Annotated in this window: 20 protein-coding genes; 16 read left to right on the top strand and 4 right to left on the bottom strand. The window is 69.9% G+C overall.

Translation table 11 applies throughout. The features are described from left to right. Positions 1-12: 12 nt before the first annotated feature. From BLQ91_RS23935 to BLQ91_RS23925, 3 genes are read left to right on the top strand one after another with little or no spacing between them, the layout of a single operon-like run. Positions 13-954 carry a hypothetical protein gene (locus BLQ91_RS23935; protein ID WP_090099973.1) on the top strand — a complete coding sequence of 314 codons (942 nt, stop codon included), beginning with the start codon at positions 13-15 and terminating at the stop codon, positions 952-954. Next, positions 951-1,871 carry a nucleoside triphosphate pyrophosphohydrolase gene (locus BLQ91_RS23930; RefSeq protein WP_090099971.1) on the top strand — a complete coding sequence of 307 codons (921 nt, stop codon included), beginning with the start codon at positions 951-953 and terminating at the stop codon, positions 1,869-1,871. Before BLQ91_RS23935 ends, BLQ91_RS23930 begins: the two co-directional genes overlap by 4 nt. A gap of 29 nt (positions 1,872-1,900) precedes the next feature. Then, positions 1,901-5,071, top strand: coding sequence for a S41 family peptidase (locus tag BLQ91_RS23925; protein WP_090099969.1), 3,171 nt, complete (start codon positions 1,901-1,903; stop codon positions 5,069-5,071). Positions 5,072-5,312: 241 nt separating this feature from the next. On the opposite strand, the gene BLQ91_RS40445 is transcribed toward BLQ91_RS23925, so the two are convergent. From BLQ91_RS40445 to BLQ91_RS23910, 3 genes are all read right to left on the bottom strand, one after another. Then, positions 5,313-5,642, bottom strand: a complete 330-nt coding sequence (locus BLQ91_RS40445) for a hypothetical protein (RefSeq protein ID WP_143022783.1) — start codon at positions 5,640-5,642, stop codon at positions 5,313-5,315. Positions 5,643-5,804: 162 nt separating this feature from the next. Then, complete coding sequence (locus BLQ91_RS23915) at positions 5,805-6,629, bottom strand: lysozyme family protein (RefSeq protein WP_176959924.1); 825 nt, start codon at positions 6,627-6,629, stop codon at positions 5,805-5,807. A 194-nt stretch (positions 6,630-6,823) separates the two neighbouring features. Then, positions 6,824-7,195, bottom strand: a complete 372-nt coding sequence (locus BLQ91_RS23910; protein ID WP_090099963.1) for a tetratricopeptide repeat protein — start codon at positions 7,193-7,195, stop codon at positions 6,824-6,826. Between the two features lie 197 nt (positions 7,196-7,392). On the opposite strand from BLQ91_RS23910, the gene BLQ91_RS23905 reads away from it, so the two are divergent. Together BLQ91_RS23905 and BLQ91_RS23900 are read left to right on the top strand one after the other, a co-directional pair. Further along, positions 7,393-8,910, top strand: coding sequence for an AfsR/SARP family transcriptional regulator (locus BLQ91_RS23905; protein ID WP_176959923.1), 1,518 nt, complete (start codon positions 7,393-7,395; stop codon positions 8,908-8,910). 50 nt (positions 8,911-8,960) lie between these two features. Continuing rightward, a complete protein-coding gene (locus BLQ91_RS23900; RefSeq protein WP_090100045.1) occupies positions 8,961-9,701 on the top strand; it encodes a glucose 1-dehydrogenase in 741 nt (246 codons plus the stop codon). On the opposite strand, the gene BLQ91_RS23895 is transcribed toward BLQ91_RS23900, so the two are convergent. Next, a complete protein-coding gene (locus BLQ91_RS23895) occupies positions 9,691-10,395 on the bottom strand; it encodes an alpha/beta fold hydrolase (RefSeq protein ID WP_090099959.1) in 705 nt (234 codons plus the stop codon). The genes BLQ91_RS23900 and BLQ91_RS23895 overlap by 11 nt on opposite strands. A 15-nt stretch (positions 10,396-10,410) precedes the next feature. On the opposite strand from BLQ91_RS23895, the gene BLQ91_RS23890 reads away from it, so the two are divergent. The 11 genes from BLQ91_RS23890 to BLQ91_RS23830 all read left to right on the top strand — a co-directional run bounded on the left by BLQ91_RS23890 (position 10,411) and on the right by BLQ91_RS23830 (position 21,639). Next, the gene (locus tag BLQ91_RS23890; protein ID WP_090099957.1) at positions 10,411-11,634 is read left to right on the top strand and encodes a cytochrome P450; all 1,224 of its coding nucleotides are present in this window, start codon (positions 10,411-10,413) and stop codon (positions 11,632-11,634) included. 208 nt (positions 11,635-11,842) lie between these two features. After that, on the top strand, positions 11,843-13,129 hold the full coding sequence (gene eno, locus BLQ91_RS23885) for a phosphopyruvate hydratase (protein ID WP_090099955.1): 1,287 nt from the start codon (positions 11,843-11,845) through the stop codon (positions 13,127-13,129). A gap of 11 nt (positions 13,130-13,140) precedes the next feature. Further along, positions 13,141-13,635 carry an FtsB family cell division protein gene (locus BLQ91_RS23880; RefSeq protein ID WP_236220434.1) on the top strand — a complete coding sequence of 165 codons (495 nt, stop codon included), beginning with the start codon at positions 13,141-13,143 and terminating at the stop codon, positions 13,633-13,635. Next, positions 13,617-14,114 carry a DUF501 domain-containing protein gene (locus BLQ91_RS23875; protein WP_090100043.1) on the top strand — a complete coding sequence of 166 codons (498 nt, stop codon included), beginning with the start codon at positions 13,617-13,619 and terminating at the stop codon, positions 14,112-14,114. Before BLQ91_RS23880 ends, BLQ91_RS23875 begins: the two co-directional genes overlap by 19 nt. A 152-nt stretch (positions 14,115-14,266) precedes the next feature. Further along, positions 14,267-15,610: a lytic transglycosylase domain-containing protein gene (locus BLQ91_RS41580; protein ID WP_176959929.1), complete on the top strand. Its 1,344-nt coding sequence runs from the start codon at positions 14,267-14,269 to the stop codon at positions 15,608-15,610. Positions 15,611-15,712: 102 nt separating this feature from the next. After that, positions 15,713-16,543, top strand: a complete 831-nt coding sequence (locus BLQ91_RS23855) for a helix-turn-helix domain-containing protein (protein ID WP_090099947.1) — start codon at positions 15,713-15,715, stop codon at positions 16,541-16,543. A 13-nt stretch (positions 16,544-16,556) separates the two neighbouring features. Further along, positions 16,557-16,715 carry a DUF397 domain-containing protein gene (locus BLQ91_RS23850; protein ID WP_090099945.1) on the top strand — a complete coding sequence of 53 codons (159 nt, stop codon included), beginning with the start codon at positions 16,557-16,559 and terminating at the stop codon, positions 16,713-16,715. A 163-nt stretch (positions 16,716-16,878) separates the two neighbouring features. Then, entirely contained in the window at positions 16,879-17,820 is a 942-nt protein-coding gene (locus BLQ91_RS23845; protein WP_090099943.1) for a Ppx/GppA phosphatase family protein, read from the top strand. Between the two features lie 176 nt (positions 17,821-17,996). Continuing rightward, a complete protein-coding gene (locus BLQ91_RS23840; RefSeq protein WP_090099941.1) occupies positions 17,997-19,619 on the top strand; it encodes a peptide ABC transporter substrate-binding protein in 1,623 nt (540 codons plus the stop codon). Positions 19,620-19,742: 123 nt separating this feature from the next. Further along, on the top strand, positions 19,743-20,672 hold the full coding sequence (locus tag BLQ91_RS23835) for an ABC transporter permease (protein WP_090099939.1): 930 nt from the start codon (positions 19,743-19,745) through the stop codon (positions 20,670-20,672). Further along, positions 20,665-21,639, top strand: a complete 975-nt coding sequence (locus BLQ91_RS23830; RefSeq protein ID WP_090099937.1) for an ABC transporter permease — start codon at positions 20,665-20,667, stop codon at positions 21,637-21,639. Before BLQ91_RS23835 ends, BLQ91_RS23830 begins: the two co-directional genes overlap by 8 nt.

Here is a 21,639-nt window from a genome sequence, read left to right as displayed (position 1 = left end):
AGGTAGATCCTCGTGAGCACTGTTCTGAAGCGTTTCTCGCTGGTCGGTGTGGCTGTGGCGCTGTTGGCCACCGGATGCGGCGCCGGGCCCGCGAAGGCCGGTTCGGCCGCGATCGTCGGTGACCAGGCGGTCGCCCTGGAGACCGTCCAGGACCGCACCGTGAAGGTGCTCAAGAAGGAGCCCGCGGCCCAGCAGATGCAGGACCAGGGCAAGCTCGACGGCGTCTCGCGGCTGGTGCTGGCCGACGAGATCACGCACAAGATCGCCGAGGCCGCCGCGCGGCGCGAGAACATCACGGTCGACGAGACCAAGGTGTACGACGCGGTGCAGGAGAAGGGCGGGCCGGTCGAGGCCGCGAAGCAGAGCGAGCAGGACGAGACCACGATCCACCGCCGCCAGCGCGACGTGCTGGTCATGGGCGAGCTCGCGCGCCGCAACCTCTCCACCCTCGAGGTCGTGATCGACTTCTTCCAGGTCAAGGACCCGAAGGAGGCCAGGGAGAAGGCCGCCGAGGTCGTGGCCGACTCCGCGAAGATGTCGAGGTTCGTGCAGGAGGCGCCGCGCACCACCAGCGGCCAGCAGGCGTCGGCGACGAACCAGCGGGTCCGCGTCACCGAGAACCCGTCGCTGGTGCACACGATGCTGTGGGGCGTGAAGCCCGGCACCGTCGTCGCCTTCCCGGCCGACGAGCAGCAGTCCAGCTGGATGGTCGCGCTGGTCAAGGAGCGCAACGAGGTCTCGGCCACGCCCGGCGAGGAGGACCTGCTCGAGCGCATCGACCCGCAGCTGCTCGCCGCGTTCGGCCTGCGGATCGCGCAGTTCCTGACGGCGGACCTGAACATCGAGGTCAACCCCCGCTACGGCGTGTGGGACCCGACCAACGCCCAGGTCGTCGGCAACGCCGGCGAGCGGGCCGGTTTCGTCGGCGTGGCGACGGTGAAGAACAAGTCTTGATCACCGTCGTCGTCCTGAGCGAGCGGCTCGGAGCCGTGCTGCCCGCTGCCGCCCTGCCCGCGCTGCGCACGGCCAAGGCCGTCTACGCGGGCGAGGGCGTGCCCCTGGAGGCCTGGTCCGCGCTGGGCGTCGACGGGCCCGTGCCCGCCGTCGTGGAGGACGGCGCGGTGGTGGTCGCGAGCTCGGCGGACGGCTGGCCGGACGCCGAGGTGATCACGACGCCGGAGCCGCTGGGCGCCGGGCTGCTCGACGCCGCCGCGGTGATGCACCGGCTGCGCTCACCGGGCGGATGCCCGTGGGACGCGGAGCAGGACCACGGCTCGCTGCGCCAGTACCTCGTCGAGGAGACCTTCGAGCTGCTGGAGGCCATCGAGGACGGTGACCGGGCGGCGATGCGCGAGGAGCTCGGCGACGTGCTCCTGCAGGTGCTGTTCCACGCACGGGTCGCCGCCGAGGACGCCGACGACCCGTTCGACATCGACGCCGTCGCCGGTGAGCTGGTCGCGAAGCTCGTGGGCCGGCACCCGCACGTCTTCGAGGGCAACGATCCCGCGGTGCACGACGCGACCTCCCAGGAGCACCGCTGGGAGGAGCTCAAGCAGGTCGAGAAGAAGCGCGAGTCCAGTGTGGACGGTGTGGCGCTCGGCCAGCCCGCCGTCGCGCTGGCCGCGAAGCTGGTGCAGCGCACCCGCCGCGCCGGGCTGCCGGTCGACCTGCTGCCCGAGGACGACGACTCGGGCACGACGTTGTTCGCCGTGACCGCGTTGGCCAAGCTCGCGGGGGAGGACCCCGAGACGGAGCTCCGCCAGGTCTGCCGCCGTTTCGCCGCCCACGTGCGGGAAGCGGAGGCCAAGGCGCGGGCCGAAGGTCTTGATTCGCTCGCGGCGGACGACTGGCGGCGTTTTTGGCCCTCCTGAACCGGTGAGCGTGGGCTAACGTCGATCACGTGACTTACCTGCGGTATCCGCACCTGTGCGGTGACTTGGTGACGTTCGTGGCCGAGGACGACGTGTGGCTCGCCCCCGTCGGCGGAGGGAGGGCCTGGCGCGCGTCCGCCGACCAGGTGCCGGTCCGCACACCTCGGTTCTCCCCCGACGGCACACAGCTGGCTTGGGCCAGCTGGATCGACGGCGCGCCGGAGGTCCGCGTCGCGCCCGTGGACGGCGGCCCCGCGCGCCGGTTGACGCACTGGGGCGTCGTCCGGACGGCGTTGTCCGGCTGGACCCCCGACGGCCGCGTCGTCGCCGTGTCGTCGACGGGGCAGATGTCGCGGCACCGCAAGCAGGCCCACGCCGTCCCGCTGGACGGCGGGCCGTCGGAGGTGCTGCCGTACGGGTGGGTCAACGACGTCTCCTTCGGCCCGGACGGCCAGGTCGTCACGTCGTCGAGCTACATGCAGGAACCGGCGTGGTGGAAGCGGTACCGCGGTGGCACCGCGGGCAAGCTCTGGGTCGACACCGAGGGGTCCGGCGACTTCGTCCGCGTGCTCGCCGACCTGAAGTCGTCGCTGTCGAACCCGATGTGGGTCGACGGCCGCATCGCGTTCCTGTCCGACCACGAGGGCGTCGGCAGCGTGTACTCCGTCCTGCCCGACGGCACCGACCTCCAGCGCCACACGTCCGGCGAGTTCTACGCCCGCAACGCCTCCACCGACGGCTCGCGGGTGGTCTTCCACCAGGCCGGCGAGCTGTGGCTGCTCGACGGCCTGTCCGAGCCGCGCAAGCTCGACATCAAGCTCGGCGGCCCGCGCACCGGCCTGCAACCGCGCCACGTCAAGGCGTCCGGCAACGTCGAGTCGTTCAGCGTCGACCACACCGGGCGCGCGTCGGCCGTCGAGGTCCGCGGCTCCGTGCACTGGGTGACGCACCGAGACGGCCCGGTCCGCGTGCTGACGGACCGTTCCGACGTCCGCGCGCGGCTGCCGAAGGTGCTCGGCGAGACCGGTCACGTGGTGTGGGTGACGGACGTCGAGGGCGAGGAGGCCCTGGAGATCGCGCCCGTCGGCGGCGTCGAGCCGGGCAACACCGCGCGCCGCGTCGCCTCCGGCCGGCTCGGCCGGGTCATGTCGCTGGCCGCCGCGCCGGACGGCTCGCGCGTCGGCGTCGCCACGCACGACGGCCGGTTGTTGCTGGTGGACGTCGCTTCCGGTGAGGTGCGCGAGGTCGTCCACGGGGCGAACGCGCACATCACGAACCTCGCCTTCTCGCCGGACTCGGCGTGGCTCGCGTGGTCGCACCCCGGCCCGAACCCGTTGCGGCACATCAAGATGGTGAACGCGACGGACCTGTCCGTCGTGGACGTGACGCCGCTGCGGTTCGCCGACTTCGCGCCGACCTTCACCGAGGACGGCAAGTACCTCGCGTTCCTGTCGATCCGCACGTTCGACCCGGTCTACGACGCGCACGTGTTCGACCTGTCGTTCCCGACCGGCTGCCGCCCGCACCTCGTGCCGCTGGCCGCCACGACGCCGTCGCCGTTCGCCCCGACGCACGCCGGGCGCCCGGTCGGCGACGAGGACAAGGACTCCGAGGACGACGACGAGAAGACCCCGGTCACCAAGGTCGACATCGAGGGTCTCGCGGACCGCGTGGTGCCGGTGCCCGTCGCGGCCGCCGAGTACGTGTCGCTGAAGGCGGCCCGCGGTGGCCTGCTGTGGCTGCGCCGGCCGTTGCTCGGCGTGCTGGGCGACACCCTGGCCACGCCCGACTCCCGGCCGCCGCGCACGGTCCTGGAGCGGTTCGACTTCGCCAAGAAGAAGACCGAGTGCCTGGCGGAGAGCGCGGAGGCGTTCGCGGTGTCCGGCGACGGCAAGCGGATGGTCGTCGAGGACCGCGGTGACCTGCGGGTCGTGCCGACCGACAGCAAGGCCGACGAGGACTCGGCCGACCACGTCGAGATCGACCTCTCGCGGGTGCGGGTCGTGGTGGACCCCGCCCAGGAGTGGGCGCAGATGTACGCCGAGAACGGGCGGCTCATGCGCGACCACTTCTGGCGCACCGACATGGGCGGCATCGACTGGCAGGGCGAACTCGACCGCTACCGGCCGCTGGTCGGGAAGGTCGGCAGCCACGACGAGCTGGTCGACCTGCTGTGGGAGGTCCAGGGCGAGCTCGGCACCTCCCACGCGTACGTCTGGGGTTCACCGCCGCACGTGCCCGCGTCCCGCCGCCAGGGCCTGCTGGGCGCGGACCTCACCAGGGTCGACGGGTCCTGGGTCGTGGAGAGGGTGATCCCGGGCGAGACCTCCGACCCGCACGCGCGCTCGCCGCTGGCCGCTCCCGGCGTGGCCGTGCGGGCCGGGGACGCGCTGGTGGCGGTCGACGGCCGCCCGGTCGAGCTGGCCGGGCCCGGGCCGTTGCTGGTCGGCACCGCCGGGAAGCCCGTCGAGCTGACCGTGCGCCCCGCCGGTGGTGGCGAGCTGCGCCGGGTCGTCGTCGTGCCGCTGGCCGACGAGGAGCCCCTGCGCTACCACGACTGGGTCGCGAACCGCCGCGCGTTCACGCACGCGCGGTCCGGCGGCCGCGTGGGCTACCTGCACGTGCCGGACATGATGGGCGCCGGGTGGGCGCAGCTGCACCGCGACCTGCGGGTGGAGCTGGCGCGCGAGGCGCTGGTGCTGGACGTCCGCGAGAACGGCGGCGGCCACACCTCCCAGCTCGTGATCGAGAAGCTCGGCCGCAAGGTGATCGGCTGGTCGGTGGCCCGCGGCTACACGGCCTCGGAGTCGTACCCGCAGGACGCGCCGCGCGGCCCGGTCGTGGCGGTGGCCGACGAGTACGCGGGCTCCGACGGCGACATCGTCAACGTGGCCATCAAGGAGCTCGGCATCGGCCCCGTGGTCGGCGTCCGGACGTGGGGCGGCGTCATCGGCATCGACATGCTCTACTCGCTCGTCGACGGCACGATGGTCACCCAGCCGAGGTATGCGTCGTACTTCAACGGCCACGGGTGGGACGTCGAGAACTACGGTGTGGACCCGGACGTCGAGGTCGTGATGACGCCCGCGGACCGGGTCGCCGGCCGTGACCCGCAGCTGGAGCGAGCCGTGTCGATGGCTCTCGAGTCCCTGTCGACCACGCCTGCCGCTCACGCTCCGGAGCTGCCGCCACTGAAGTAAACACCCCATCGTGTGACTAAAGAACTGTGACGGACTGTTCCATGTGGACGATCAACCAGGTGGAACAGTCGTCACCGTTCGGGGGTGTGCTGGAGATGAGTCACCGGGAGAAGCCGCGCAACGGGCGTGGGTGCTTCGGGGCCGTGGTCGTGGTGCCGTTCTTGGCGCTGGGCGGGCTGTTCGCCCTCATCGCGTTCGTCGGGGGGCCTGCCGAGACTCCCCTCGTGGCTCCGCCGCCTGTTCAGGCCACCACCTCGCAGTGGTGGACCGAGCCTTTCGAGACCGGCGTCGCCCTGTCCACCGTCACCGAGACCGTGGTGGTCGAGGGGGCGGCTCGGGCTGCCCGGTCCACGACTGCCGGGTCCACGACTGCCGGGTCCACGACTGCCGCGCCTGCCTCCACCCGGGTTTCGGGGGCCACCGTCACCGAGACGGTTCGGGCGTCGTCTTCGGCCGGGAAGCCTTCGGCCGCGGGCCGGAACGAGCCCGCTCCCTCCGTGGAGGAGTCGGAACCGGTTGTGCCGTCCGGGTCGTCGCCGGCGGTCACCACCGCCCCGACCGCCGTGTCCACTGCGAAGTCTTCGCCGTCGGTGAAGGCGTCGTCGTCTCCGCCTCGGGCCGAGGAGCCTGTTCCCGTTGTGGCTCCGTGCGCTGAGCCCCTTTCGGAGGGCGCCAGGGGCTCCGCCGACCTGACCGGGAGCGGAGTCGGCGCCGCCCGCGGGAGGATGGCGCGCTACTGCGGGACGCTGGCCCGTGCGTAGGCATCAGCTCCGCTGAACACGTTCTGGCCGTACTCCACGGAGTTGTTGTACGTCAGCACCGCCGCCCACCAGCCCTGACCGGTGCCCAGGTCCCTCGCGCCGCCTCCGCAGAGGTAGCGGGCCGCGGTCAGGGCGGCGTCGTCGATGTTCTGCGGGTCCGCCGGGAGGCCGTCGTCCGCCGCTCGCTTCGCCCAGAGGATCCAGGTGCCCGGGATGAACTGCATCGGGCCCACGGCCCGGTCCCAGGTGGTGTCGCCGTCCAGGAGGCCGCGGTCGGTGTCGCGGATGGCCTTGATGCCGGGGCCGCCGTCCAGGGGGATGCCGATGATCGGGCGCGACGGGAGGCCGTCGGCCTGGAGCCGGGCGCCGTTGATGTTGCCGTGGTGCGACTCGACCCTGCCGATGCCCGCGAGGGTCGCCCAGCTGATGCGGCAGGCCGGGGCGTCCCGCTGCATGGTCAGGTCCGCCGTCGCGTAGGCCCGGAGGGCGCGGACCGGGATGTCCGTCTTGCCGGCCACTCGGGTCGCCCACTCCTCCACCGGGTTCGGGCTCGCCGTCGAGGCGCTGCCGGGGGACGGGGCGCTGCCCGGGGCGGCCGCGCCCGGTTCGACGTCCTGGATGGGCACCAGGAACGGGGGCGGACCCAGGGGAGCCGCGGCCCGGCGGCTCAGGGCGCCCAGACCCCAGGCGCCCGCGGCCACCACGGCGATCAGCAGGAGCACCAGGACGATGCGGCCGGCGATGTTGCCTGTTCGGTTGCGGCGGACGGGTTCCTTGACGGCAGGCGGCGGGACCACGAGACCCAGGTTACGTGGTCCGTGCTGCTGCCGAAGGGGTGAAAGCGGGCAAAACGGCGCGGCCGGTGCGCTGAGGCGCAGGTCAGGGGCGGTTCAGGTGGTGCGGCGGACGGCGGGTGGGGAACTGGAGGCGGTCACGGCGAGTGCCGACATCACCACGGTTCGCTATATTTCGTCCACAGTGGACGAAAGTGTCAGTTTTCCAGCGCCAGCCGGGCTTTGACCTCGCCGAGCGCCTCCTGGTACTCCGGCGACGGGTTCATCGCGACCGCCATCCGGAGCTGGGCGAGCGCCTCGGGGAGGCGGCCCTGCCGTTGCAACGTCTTGCCGAGCGCGAACCGCGCGTAGTGGTCGCTCGGATCGAGGTCGAGCACCTTCCGGAACGCCTCTTCAGCCCTGCTGAGCTGCGCGGACCCGAGATAGGCCCGTCCGGCGAGCAACTGCACCGACGGAGCCTCGCCGGCCTCGTCCAGCACCTGCCTCAGCTCGCGCAGCGCGTCGAGGGGCCTGCGCTGCGCCATCAACGCCTCGGCCTTCCGAAACGCCTCGAAGGTGCCGTCCGTCATTCGATCAACGGTACTCACCGCCTGCCGGTTCTTCGACTGCCGTCCGGGCGACAGGACCTGAACGGGTGGACACGGGGGCAACGGGTCCAATTCGGACACGAAAGACAAGGGGTTCGGCCTGCGTCCGATCGGGTGGGCCGGGAAGGCGGGATTGCGCACCGGCGTTGTCCTGTCGCATGAGCCTGCGCTTCTCACTGATGGGTCCGGTACGAGCCTGGCGCGACGACGAGGAGATCGACCTGGGCCCGCGTCAGCAACGGGCCGTGCTGGCGGCGTTGCTGCTGAACAACGGCCTGCGCCTGAGCAACGAACAGCTGGTCCGGATGGTCTGGGACGACCCCACGCCGAGTGCGGTGATGGCGTTGCGGACGTACATGTACAAGATCCGCAAGGCGATCCCGGAGCTCGACCTGAGGTCGAAGGACGGCGGCTACACCCTCCAGGCCGAGGTCTTCGACGACTGCCGCGACGAGCCGCTCGCGGGGCTGACCGGCAGCTACTTCGAGGCGCACCGGGTGCGGCTCGGCAACGAGCGGCTCCGGTGCCGTGAGATCTTCCTCGAACGGGAGCTGGACGTGCTCGAGCTGCAGAAGCACGTCGCCGCGTACCCGTTGCGCGAACACCCGCGCGCCCTGCTGATGCGTGCCCTCTACCGCGACGGCAGGCAGGTCGAGGCGCTGGAGCAGTTCCACGAGATGCGCGCCCTGCTGAACGACGAGCTCGGCCTCGAACCTGGTCCCGAGCTGCGCGAGGTGCACGAGCAGATCCTCCGGGGCGAGCTCACGCTGCCGCGCAGGCCCGAGCAGCTGCCGCCCGGCGTCGAGGACTTCACCGGCCGCACCGCCGAGATCGAGCAGGCGCTGAGGACGTTGCCGCGCACGGTCGGCATCGCGGGCATGCACGGCAGCGGCAAGACCGCGCTGGCCGTGCACATCGGCCACCTCGTCAAGCACCGGTTCCCGGACGGGCAGATCTTCGTGCGCGGGCACGACGTCGCGAACGAGTTGCTGCGCGCTGTCGGCGTGGAGAACCCCGTGGGCGACAAAGCCGCGCTGTGGCGCGAGAAAGCACGCGGCAAGCGGTTCCTGGTCGTCGTCGACGACCTGCAGGACGCGGCCTCGGTGCGGGACTTGCACGTGCCCGGTTCCGGCCTGGTCCTGACCAGCGTCCGGCGGTGGAACGAGCTGTCCGGCGTGACCTGGCTGACGATCGCCGGGCTCTCGGTGCCGGAGGCGCACGAGTTCTTCGGCAAGGTCGTCGACCCTGCCAGGACCGCGGAGGAGCCCGAGCTGGTGGCGCGGGTCCTCGCCCGCGTCTCGCACCTGCCGACCCCGATCCGCGTGCTCGGCGGCAAGCTCAGCAGCCGCCCGCGCTGGACGGTCGCGATGCTGCTGAGGCAGATGGAACGGGGGACCGTGCTCGGCGAGGCGGTGCCGTCGGACTGCCGCGCGGTGCTCGCGCCGATGGTCGAGGCCGACCGGCAGCTGACCGGGGAGCAGCGGCACCTGCTCGACTGCTTCGCCCGGCAGGGCGCCGAGGTGGTCGACGTGTGCGAGGCCGCGCGGCTGAGCGGCGGTGACATCTCGGCCGTCGAACCGCTGATGGAGGCTCTGGCGGACGTGCACCTGGTCGAGCCGCTGGAGCTCGGGCGGTACCGCGTCCCGTCGTACGTGCGGATCTACTTCTCGCTCCGCTCACCCGCGCTGACCAGCTGATTCATCCGGAATTTATGGCGCGACGACGAGGCGTCGGCAAGTTCGTGGACATGTCAACGAAGAAGTTCCACGGCAAGAAGGCCCTCGTCACCGGCGCCACCTCGGGCATCGGCCGCGCCATCGCGGTCAAGCTCGCGCAGGAGGGCGCCACCGTCTACGTCACCGGCCGCCGCGCCGAGCTCGGCAAGGAGACCGTCGAGCTCATCGAGCAGGCCGGCGGCACCGGTCACTTCGTCGTCGCCGACGTCGGTGACCTCGACGACGTCCGCAAGCTGGCGCAGGAGGTCGGCGACGTCGACGTCCTCGTCAACAACGCGGGCATCTTCCCGTTCTCGCCGACCCCCGAGCAGTCCGTCGAGGACTACGACCGGGTGTTCGACGTCAACGTCCGCGGCACGTACTTCCTCACGGCCGCCCTCGCCCCCGCGATGGTCGCCAAGGGCAAGGGCGTGATCGTCAACGTCTCGTCGGTGGCGGGCCAGCTCGGCTCGCCGGTCGGGTCCGTCTACCACGCCTCGAAGGCCGCGATGGACGGCCTCACCAGGTCGTGGGCCAGCGAGTTCGGCGGCTCCGGCGTCCGCGTCAACTCCGTCGCGCCCGGCCCGATCCGCACCGATGCGGCCGTGACGCAGGCCGGCGAGATCTTCGAGCAGTTCGCGAACGTCGTGCCGCTCGGCCGTGCCGGTGAGCCCGAGGAGATCGCGGAGACCGTCGTGTTCGTCGCCTCCGACGGCGCCGGTTTCATCAACGGCGCCGTGATCAACGTCGACGGTGGCCTCGTCACCGTCTAGTGGGGCCGGACAGCAGCAGGCTGACGGACGAGGGCGACTCGACGTGCACGTTGTGGCCCAGGCCGGGGAACGCCACCGGCTCGGGCACCAGCTCCGCCAGGTGCTCCTGGGGGCTCATCGGGTCGTTCTCGCCCGCCGCCAGCACGACGTGGGCCTGCGAGGCCATGACCAGCCCGGCCATGTCCGGCCGGCCCACGCCGAAGGCCCTCATGTCCAGCGAGGGCGTCCACCCGCCGTCCACTTCGGACACCCCGTGCGCGATCGGCACACCCGCCATCTTCGAGGCGCGCTGCACCGCCTCGTCCCGCGTCTCGAAGACCTTCGCGGGCTTCTGGGCGAGTGACGCGGCCTTCGCCAGCTCGTCGTCGGTCCACCGGACCTTGATCCCGATCCCGACGCACGTCCTCACGTCGACGCCGAACCACCCGCTCGCGAGCGTCAGCCCGACGACGCCGCCCAGCGAGTGCCCGACGACCGTGACGGGCTCGCGGGGGACCACCTCCGCGACGGCGGCGGCGATCGAACCGAACGAGTAGCGGTCGAGAGGCGCGCTCCGGCCGTGGCCGGGCAGGTCGGGGACGAGCCAGCTCCCGCTCCACCCGGCGACGACGTCCTGCCACACCTCGCCGGTCGCGCCCAGCCCGTGCAGCAGCACCAGCAACGGCCCGTTCCCACCACGTTCGACATGAAGCACGTCAGAATCCGTTCTATGCCCAGGACCGATGCCGACCTCATCGTCGACCCGGACACGTATACCTCGGGAGTCCCGCACGACGCATTAACCCGGCTGCGCGAAAGGGACGTGGTGCGGATCGACGACTTCTGGGCGGTCTTCCGCCACGACGACGTCCGCACGGTCCTGCGCACGCCCGCCGTCTTCTCCTCGCACCGCGGCGCCACCCAGATCCGCGACCCGCGGCCCGCCGACCTCGCCTACGTCCAGCGGATGATGCTGAACCAGGACCCGCCCTCGCACACGCGGCTGCGCCGCATGCTGACCAGCGCGTTCACGCCCCGCGCGGTCGCCCGCCTGGAAGACGGCATCCGCGAGAACGCCCGCTCGATCGTCGCGGGCCTGACCGGCGACTTCGCCGCCGACGTCGCCGACCTCCCGCTGCTGACGCTGGCCGACGTCTTCGGCGTGCCGCGGTGCGACAGAGCGCTGCTCTACGACTGGAGCAACCGCGTGATCGGCTTCCAGGACGCGGAGTACGCGCTGTCGTCCAGCTCGACCGAGGGCATGACCGGCATGGCGCTGGCCGCGCTGGAGCTGCGCCCCTCCGACGGCCGCGACCCGCGCGCCCGCGACGGCATGCCCGACCTCCACGCCTACGCGCACGCGTTGGCGGAGCACAAGCGCTCGTCGCCGGGGGACGACGTGCTGAGCAACCTCATGCGGGAGGACATCTCGCCGGAGGAGTTCGAGAACCTCTTCTGGCTGTTCTCGGTGGCGGGCAACGAGACCCTGCGCAACGGCATCCCCGGCGGCCTGATCGCCCTGCTCTCCCACCCGGACCAGTACGAGCGGCTGCGCGCCGACCGCTCACTGCTCCCGACCGCGGTCGAGGAGATGCTGAGGTGGTGGACGCCGGTCATGCACTTCCGGCGCACGGCCGTGCGGGACACCTCGCTGGCCGGGCAGGAGATCAGGGCGGGGGACAAGGTGGTCGTCTGGTTCTCCTCCGCCAACCGCGACGAGCGCGTCTTCACCGAGCCGGACCGGTTCGACGTGGGCCGGCGGGAGGCCGACCACCTGAGCTTCGGCCACGGCCCGCACTTCTGCCTGGGCGCGCAGCTGGCCCGGACCCAGATGCGCGCGGTGTTCGACGCCGTCCTCGACCTGCCCGGCCGGCTGGAGCTCGACGGCGAGGTCAGCCGGCTGCGGTCGAACTTCCAGAACGGCGTGAAGCACCTGCCCGTTCGTCTGCGCTGACCGCGCCGTTCGTCCGGAGTCCTGGGGACCGGACGTCGCCGGACGTGTCGGCTGAGAAGGCGCGGTTCCCACCCACCCCGCCTTCTGGCACGATTCAGACGACAGGCGCGAGGGCACCACTGTGATCTGACGGTGTCGAGCCCCAGCCGGTCACCTGGCCCAAGTAGGCTCGTCGCGAGACGAGACGCAGGAGAAACAGGGAGCGCAAGTGGCGGTCATCGAACAGGTCGGAGCACGCGAGATCCTGGACTCTCGCGGCAACCCCACCGTCGAGGTCGAGGTGGCGCTGGACGACGGCACGCTGGAGCGTGCGGCTGTTCCGTCGGGCGCGTCCACCGGTGAGCACGAGGCGGTGGAGCTGCGGGACGGCGACGCCAAGCGGTACCTGGGCAAGGGTGTCGAGCGCGCGGTCACCGCGGTGCTCGACGAGATCGGCCCCGAGCTGGTCGGCATCGAGGCCGTCGAGCAGCGCGTCGTCGACCAGAAGCTCGTCGACCTCGACGGCACGCCGGACAAGGGCCGCCTGGGCGCCAACGCGATCCTCGGCGTGAGCCTCGCGGTCGCGAAGGCGGCGGCGACCTCCAGCGGCCTGGAGCTGTTCCGGTACGTCGGTGGCCCCAACGCGCACGTGCTGCCGGTGCCGATGCTGAACATCCTCAACGGTGGTTCGCACGCCGACACCGAGGTGGACATCCAGGAGTTCATGATCGCGCCGATCGGCGCGGAGACGTTCCGCGAGGGCCTCCGCTGGGGCACCGAGGTCTACCACGCGCTGAAGTCCGTGCTGAAGAGCAAGGGCCTCGCGACGGGCCTGGGTGACGAGGGCGGCTTCGCGCCCAGCCTCGCCAGCAACCGCGACGCGCTCGACCTCATCCTCGAGGCCATCGAGAAGGCCGGGTACCGGCCGGGCCGCGACATCGCGCTCGCCCTCGACGTGGCCGCAACGGAGTTCTTCGCCGACGGCGCCTACACCTTCGAGAAGAACAAGCGCTCCGCCGAGCAGATGATCGGCTACTACTCGGAGCTGGTCCGCGACTACCCGATGGTGTCGATCGAGGACCCGCTGTCCGAGGACGACTGGGACGGCTGGGTGCAGATGACCGCCGAGCTGGGCGAGAAGGTCCAGATCGTCGGCGACGACCTGTTCGTCACGAACCCGGAGCGCCTGGAGGAGGGCATCTCCCGCCGCGCCGCCAACGCGCTGCTGGTGAAGGTCAACCAGATCGGCACGCTGTCCGAGACGCTCGACGCGGTCTCGCTGGCCACGTCGTACGGCTACAAGTCGATGATGTCGCACCGTTCCGGCGAGACCGAGGACACGACGATCGCCGACCTCGCCGTCGCGACCGGTGCCGGTCAGATCAAGACCGGTGCTCCGGCGCGTGGTGAGCGCACCGCGAAGTACAACCAGCTCCTGCGCATCGAGGAGAGCCTCGGCGACGCGGCGCGCTACGCGGGTGAGCTCGCGTTCCCGCGCTACACGCCGGAGAGCTGAGAAGCTGAGTCATGGCCGAGCGCGCGCGTCGTCCCCGTCGTCCTCGCGAAGAGCGGGAGGCGAGGCCCGCACGCGCGCGCAAGCCTCCCCGTCCGAAGGCGCCCGCGCGGCGTGGTGACGGCACGGGTGGCGCGTTCGGCATGACCGGCACGCGGCGGGCCGCGATGTTCGCGATGGTGCTGTGCGCACTGGCGTTGAGCATCGCGGTCCCGTTGCGCACCTACCTCTCGCAGCGCGACGAGCTGCGGGACGTGGGCGCGGAGCAGCAGAAGCTGCGCGAGACCGTCGCGGCGCTCGAAAAGCGCAAGGCGGAACTGCAGGACCCGGCGTACGTGGAGATCGAGGCGCGCAAGCGGCTGCACTGGGTGCGGCCGGGCGAGACGCCTTACATCGTGCAACTGCCGGGTGACGAGAGTCGCAACACCGAATCGGAGAGGCCGTCGGGCAAGCCCGCGGCACAAGGGTCTTGGTACGAGGAACTGTGGGAATCGGTGACGCACAAGTAAGTGCTGCTGACCTGGAAACGGTCGCTCAGCAGCTCGGCCGCACGCCGCGTGGGACACGTGCGATCGCCTCGAGGTGCCCCAGCGGGCACCCGAACGTCGTGCAGACGGCGCCGCGGCTGCCCGACGGCACGCCGTTCCCGACGCTGTACTACCTGACGTGCCCGAAACTGAACTCCCTGGTCAGCACGCTGGAGAGCGGCGGGCTGATGAAGGAGCAGCAGGACCGGCTGGCGCACGACGAGGAGCTCGCGGCGGCCTACCAGCGCGCGCACGAGTCGTACCTCGCCGAGCGCGACGCCATCGAGTCGCTCGGCACCCAGGTCACCGCCGGCGGCATGCCGGTCCGGGTCAAGTGCCTGCACGTGCACGTCGCGCACGCCCTCGCGAAGGGCCCCGGCGTGAACCCGATGGGCGACGAAGCGCTGGCCGTCCTGGGCGAGCAGGGCCTGTGGCCCACCGGCGACTGCGCGGTCCGTTAACAGTCAACGGAACCGAACGCACGCTTAACTCCGTCTTGGGTACACCTAGGCTTCTCTGTGGGGCAGGGTGGAACAGGTCACGGACTGGGGCGTTCGCCGTAACTGCGAGACGGCGAGCCGCGATGACGCACGAGAGGTGAGTATTCGTGGCAATGGCCAAACTGCGCGGTCCGTCGGCGTTAAGTCCCAGGCAAAAGGGCTTCGCCGTGGCGGCGCTGGCTGCGATGCTCGCGCCGGCCATGATCGTCGGCACCAAGCTCGTCGACTGGGTCAACCTCGCCAAGCACGATGACATCGCTGTCTCGCTCGGTCCCGCCGACGTCTTCGGCGCCCTGCACCGCGACCCCGCCGAGCTCGGCGCGTCCGGCCGGCTGCCGCTCTCGGAGGAGCTGAGCGCCTCGCTGCTCGCGGACCTGGAGGACGGCGACCTCGACGACGAGGGCGACATCGACCCCGGCCTCGTGCTCGACGACATCCCCGGCGTGCACGACATCCCCGGCGTCGTCCTGGAGGCCTACCTCCGCGCCGAGGACAAGATGGGCGAGCTCGTCCCGGGCTGCAACCTCGACTGGGCGTTGCTCGCGGGCATCGGCAAGGTCGAGTCCAACCACGCCAACAACGGCCGCGTGAACGCCGTCGGCGACGCCACCCCCAAGATCCTCGGTCCGGTCCTCAACGGCGCCCCCGGCATGGCCGCGATCAAGGACACCGACGGCGGCCGCCTGGACGGCAACAGCACCTGGGACCGCGCGGTCGGCCCGATGCAGTTCATCCCCGAGACGTGGGCGAGCTTCGGCGGCGACCTGAACGACGACGGCAACGTCAACCCGAACAACATCTACGACGCCGCCCTGGGCGCCGGCCGCTACCTGTGCGCGGGCGGCGGCGACCTCAGCAAGCAGGGCGACCGCGCCGCGGCGATCTTCCGCTACAACAGGTCCGACTCCTACGTCCAGACGGTCCTCAAGTGGGCCAAGGAGTACGGCGAGAACGTCGACGCGCTCCCGCTGCTCCCGGACACGGGCAACAACCGGCAGGAACCCACGCCGGGCAACCCGAACACGGGCAACCCGCCCACCAACGGCAACAGCGGCACCACCAACCCGTCGAACCCGACGACCACCACCACCACCACCACCACCACGAGCACCACCACGACGACGACGCCGAGCTGCCCGACGACCACGACGTCGACCACCAGCTCCACCACGACGTCGACGACCACGTCAACCACGCCGCCGTCGTCCACCTGCACCACGACGACCACGACCACCACGCCGTCGACCACCACGACGACCACCACGACGACGACCAACCCGCCGCAGACGGAGCCCACGCCCCCGCCGCAGCAGTCCTCGTCGTCGGTCGCCTCGCAGTCGTCCACCGCCCAGACGTCCACGGCGCAGTCGTCCGCCGCGCAGTCGTCCGCCGCCGACAGCGGCAGCAGCCCGGCGGGAACGACCTCGCAGAGCTTGGTCACGAGCACGCCCAGCTAGCACGGCGTGTCGCGTTGGGACGCTGCCAAGTCGTACCTCGTTCGGGGCGATTCGGGCAGAAACGTTGGGGCGGAAGGGATCTGAGGCCCTAGCTTCGCTCCCATGCCGAAGCGCAACTCGAGCGTGGCAGGCCGGGAGTTCGGCAATGGCGTCCGGGACGCCGTCGAGCAGAGCGGCATGACCCAGCGCAGACTCGCCGAACTCCTGGACTGGCAGGAAGCCAAGGTCTCCGACCTCGTGCAGGGCAAGGGCGGCGTCACCGAAACCGACCTGGTGCGCCTGCTCTCCTACTGCCGCGCCCCCTCCGCCGACGTCGAGCACATGCTCGCGTTGTTCAAGGAGTCACGCGAGAAGGGCTGGCTGCTCTTCCCCGAGGACGGGGTACCGGACCAGGTGCACTCGCTCATCAGCCAGGAACGCCTGGCCAGCAAGATCACCGTCTGGTCGATGAACCTAGTGCCGGGCCTGCTCCAGATCGCCGCCTACATCCGTGCGGCCGCCGAGAAGTCGGCCAAGATCAAGCCTGCCGACATCGACGCGTTGATCCGGGCGAAGCTCGAACGCCAGGAGGTCCTGAGGCCTGGCCGGGAGTTCGTCTTCTACGTGCACGAGCAGGCTCTGCGCCTGCCGGTCGGCGGACCCGAGGTGATGAGGGCACAGCTCACCCACATCCACGTGATGCTGGTGCGGCAGTACATCACCTTCCGGGTCGTGCCGATCGCCCTCGGCGCGCACGCGGGGATGTCCGGATCGTTCACGCAGCTCAGCTACGACAAGTTCGAGCCTGTGGTCTTCGTCGAGAGCCAGAACGCCGGCCTCTTCCTGGAGGACGCGGCGTCGCTCACCGCCTACTCCGACGTGCTGAAGCAGTTGGATCGAGACGCCTTGGGTGCGGAAGAATCGAGGAGGTTGATCACCACGTTGCTTGTCTGAGGAGGCGTGCCGCATGTCCACGTGGCGTAAGAGCAGCTACAGCCCAGAGGCAAGTGACTGCGTGGAGGTCGGTCACGGCGTCGGCATCCGCGACAGCAAGGCCCCCGCCACCCACCTGCCCGTGTCGGGAGAGGCGTGGTCGGCGTTCCTGCACCTCGTGAAGGTGGCGTGACGCCACCGGCCCGAGCAAATCGGGGGGCGCGACCGCGGTCCTCGGCAGACGTCGGAGCGTGCTCCCACCCCGACGTCTGCCGCTACCTCTACGGCGAGTGGGCCGACAGCCTCGTGTGCGCGATGCTTGCCGGAGACCACCGAAGAACCACTGAGGAGTGCCCATGTCGCGGGTTGCGGCCATCGACTGCGGAACCAACTCGATCCGGCTGCTGATCGCCGACGTGACGAAGCGGGAGGACGGCACCGCCTGGCTGCGGGACGTGCACCGCGAGATGAAGATCGTCCGGCTCGGTCAGGGCGTGGACGCGACCGGGCGGTTGCACCCGGACGCGATCGAGCGCACGCGGCAGGCGTTGCTCGACTACGCGCGCACGATGCAACGCAAGGGCGTGGAGGTCGCACGGATGGTCGCGACCAGTGCGACGCGGGACGCGAGCAACCGCGACGAGTTCTTCGGGATGACCGAGCAGATCCTCGGCGCGCCCGCGGAGGTGATCACCGGGGACGAGGAGGCGAGGCTGTCCTACCTCGGCGCGGTAGCCGATCTCGACCCCGGCGAGGGTCCCTTCCTCGTCACCGATCTGGGTGGTGGTTCGACCGAGTTCGTCCTCGGCAGCGGCTCGGAGGTCGAAGCGGCGAGGTCGATGGACATCGGCTGCGTCCGTCTGACGGAGCGGTTCCTGCACTCCGATCCGCCGGAAAAGGATGAGATCGAACAAGCGGAAGCGTTTGCGCGGACCGCGATCCGTGAGGCATTCGAGATCGTCCCCGTGGAGAAGGCGAAGACGTGGATCGGGGTCGCCGGGACGGTGACGACATTGTCAGCCCTGGTCCAGGGGCTGGAGGTGTACAACAGCGACGATATTCACCTCAGCCGCATCACACTTGACAATGTTCACGAAATCACCGACCGTATCCTCTCCATGACGCATGATGATCGTGCCTCGTTGGGGCCCATGCACCCCGGCCGAGTGGACGTGATCTGCGGTGGAGCGGTGGTGCTGCGCGCGATTGCCGAGGAGCTGGAGAATCGCGCGGGTATTCGCACGCTCGTGTGCAGTGAGCACGACATCCTCGACGGCATCGCGTTTTCGCTGGTCTGAGCCCGAATTAGGGTTTGCTTGAGGTGATCGTGACAGTTTTGTGACCGATTTCGATGCGCGTACTGCTGGACACCCCGGTTAACGTCCTCTCACGTTTTGGGAGGTGGACGAGACCTCCCGGGGAGGCGCGCGCACGCAATATCTGCGGCGGCGCCGGGGAAAGGCGGGAGAGACTGATGTCGCGATCACGGGTTGCGTGGGTGGCTTTGCCAGCCGCGCTCGCCATGACGCTCAGCGCATGCGGCGGCGGTGGTGGTAGCTCCTCCACCGGAGAGGGCAAGGCCAACCCGGACGGCACGGTGTCGATCTACGGCACCGAGCCCAAGAGCACGCTGTTCCCGGCCAACACGACCGAGGCCGGCGGTGGCAAGGTCACCGACTCGCTGTTCTCGCGTCTGGTCGGGTACAAGGCCGAAGACGGCGCGCCCTACAACCTGATGGCCGAGTCGATCACCTCGAGTGACGCCAAGGTCTACAACATCAAGGTCAAGCAGGGCTGGAAGTTCCACGACGGCACCGACGTCAAGGCCGAGAACTTCGTCGACGCCTGGAACTGGGCCGCGTACGCGCCGAACGCCCAGCAGGCGGCGTCGTTCTTCTCCGTGATCCAGGGCTTCGACGAGGTCCACCCGGCCGACGAGAACGCCAAGCCGGCCAAGGACAAGATGTCCGGCCTCGAGGTCGTGGGCGACTACGAGTTCAAGGTCACCCTCAACGGCCCGACCTCGGTCTTCACGACGATGATCGGCTACACGCCGTTCTCGCCGCTGCCCAAGTCGTTCTTCGCCGACACGAAGGCGTTCGAGGCCAAGCCGATCGGCAACGGCCCGGTCAAGTTCGTCTCCCGCACGCCGAACGCGCTGATCAAGATGGAGCGCTTCGACGACTACAAGGGCGAGGACAAGGTCAACTTCAAGACCTTGGACTACAAGATCTACTCCTCCCAGGAGACCGCGTACCAGGACCTGGTCGCGGGCAAGCTGGACTTCATGGAGGCCCTTCCCCCGTCGGCCAAGGTCGGCGAGAAGTACAAGGCCGACCTCGGTGACGCCGTCGTGACCGCGAACCTGCTCGGCCAGAGCGCCATCGCGTTCCCGCAGTACATCGACGCGTTCAAGAACGTGAAGCTGCGCCAGGCCGTCTCGATGGCCATCAACCGGGAGCAGATCACGAAGACCGTGCTGGCCGGCTCGTACGTGCCGTCCACCAGCTTCGTCTCGCCCGGCATCAAGGGCTACCGCCCCGACACCTGCGGCGAGTACTGCAAGTACAACCCCGAGAAGGCGAAGCAGCTCTTCCAGGAGTCCGGCTTCACCGGCAAGCTGACCATCCAGTCCAACCAGGACGGTGGCCGCAAGGAGCCGCTCGAGGCCGCGTGCAACAGCATCAAGCAGGCCCTGGGCGTTGAGTGCGAGTTCGTCGGTGCCACCAACTTCGGTGCGTTCCGCCAGATCGTCGACGGCAAGCAGCTGACCGGCATGAGCCGTTCGGACTGGTCGGCCGACTACCCGTCGATCGAGAACTTCCTCAACCCGCTGTACCGCACGGGTGGTTCGTCCAACGACTCGAACTACTCGAACCCGCAGGTCGACGCGCTCCTGAAGAAGGCCGACGAGACCGCGAACGAGGACGAGGCGATCAAGCTCTACCAGCAGGCCGAGGACCTGATCGCCAAGGACCTGCCCTCCATGCCGACCTGGAACGAGAAGGGCATCGGCGGCCGTTCGAAGAACCTGCTCGAGGCCAAGATGTCGTTCAAGCGTCAGCCTGTGCTGGAGTCCCTCCGCGTCAAGGCCTGATCGCCTGACACCTGAGTTCTGGGCAACACCGTCCGGCCCCGCGTCCCTCGAGCGTTACGGGCGCGGGGCCGGACCGGTGTCCGGGAACCTCGGGTGCCCCCCACCACGCAAGGAGCCGACCTCATGGGTCGCTATGTGCTGCGCCGTCTGCTGCAGCTGATACCGGTCTTCCTGGGGACCACCTTCCTGATCTACGCCCTCGTGTGGGCGATCCCGCAGGACCCCTTCGCGGGCAAGTGCGGCCAGCGGCCGTGCGATCCGGCCTACATCGCCGAGATGAGCGAGAAGCTCAACCTCAACGACCCGTTGCTGCTCCAGTACTTCAAGTACCTCGGCAACCTGGTCGTCGGTGACTTCGGCACCACCTTCAACGGCGTCTCCGTCGGCGAGCAGATCAGCACCTCGTGGCCGATCACGCTCAAGATGGGCATCATCGCGCTGATCATCGAAGCCGTCATCGGCATCATCGCCGGTGTCCTCACCGGTCTGCGCAAGTCGGGCTTCCTGGACAACCTCGTCCTGGTCTCGACCCTGTTCCTGATCTCGCTGCCGGTCTTCGTCACCGGTTTCGTGCTGCGGCTCTACCTCGGCCCGCAGGGCTTCGACCTCATGGACACCTCGGTCAGCTCCGATCCGACGTTCGGGGAGCTGATCCTGCCCGGCTTCGTGCTCGGCAGCCTGTCGATGGCCTACGTGGCCCGCCTGACCCGCTCCAGCATCGTCGAGAACCGGCGCGCCGACTACGTGCGCACGGCCATCGCGAAGGGGCAGCCGCAGAGCCGCGTCGTCGGCATCCACCTGCTGCGCAACTCGCTGATCCCGGTGATCACGTTCCTCGGCACCGACCTCGGCAGCCTCCTCGGCGGCGCGATCGTCACCGAGGGCGTCTTCAACATCAACGGCATCGGCGGCCTGATCTTCCGCGGCATCCAGGAGAAGGAAGGCGTCATGGTCACGGGCATCGTGACCCTGCTGGTGCTGGTGTACCTGCTGATGAGCCTGCTCGTCGACCTCCTGTACGCCGTTCTCGACCCGAGGATTCGCTATGAGTGACCCAGGATCCGTGTCCGGTGGAGCCGGACTCGAGGCGTCCGCGGCGGCCGGTGTCGACCAGGCCAGCCACCTCGACGACTCGTCGCAGAAGCAGCGCAAGCCCCGGTCGCTCTGGAGCGACGCGTGGGGTGAGCTGCGGCGCAAGCCCACGTTCATCATCTCGCTGGTGATCATCGCGGTCATCGTCCTGATGGCGATCTGGCCGACGCTGTTCACGTCGGTCGACCCGCGTGCCGCGAACCTCGACAAGTCGCTGCAGTCGCCGTCCGGCGACGCGTGGTTCGGCTACGACCTGCAGGGCTACGACGTCTACGCCCGCGCGATGCACGGCACCCGCGCGTCGCTGCTCGTCGGCCTGTTCGCGACGCTGCTGACCGTGCTGATCGGCTCGATCATCGGCATCATCGCGGGCTACGCGAAGACGTGGCTCGACTCGCTGCTCTCGCGGTTCGGCGACATCTTCGCCGGTATCCCGTTCGTGCTCGGTGCGATCGTCATCCTGACGACGCTCAACGCGCCTTCGGAGAACCCCGGCCAGGTCCGGATCATCACGCAGGTGGTGCTCTCGATCGCCGTGCTGTCGTGGCCGGTCGCGATGCGCATCATGCGGTCCGCGACGCTCGTGGCGAAGCAGCAGGACTACGTGCGTGCCGCGCGTGGCCTCGGTGCCTCGCCGTTGCGGATCGTGTTCCGGCACCTGCTGCCGAACACCGTGGCGCCCGTGCTGGTGTACGCGACGATCGCCCTGGGTGCCTTCATCGGCGCCGAGGCGACGCTGGCGTTCCTCGGCATCGGCCTGCGTCCGCCGGTCGTGTCGTGGGGCGTGATGATCTCGGAGTCGCGCGACTACTTCCAGTCGGCTCCGCACATGCTGCTGTTCCCCGCGGGCTTCGTCACGATCACCGTGCTGGCCTTCGTCATGCTGGGTGACGCCGTGCGCGACGCCCTCGACCCCAAGTCCCGATAG

The organism is Lentzea jiangxiensis, assembly GCF_900104175.1.
In the GTDB taxonomy this organism is placed as follows: Bacteria; Actinomycetota; Actinomycetes; order Mycobacteriales; family Pseudonocardiaceae; genus Lentzea; species Lentzea jiangxiensis.
The sequence above is the reverse complement of the archived record's forward strand: the minus strand, read 5'-3'. Positions and strand labels throughout refer to the sequence as shown.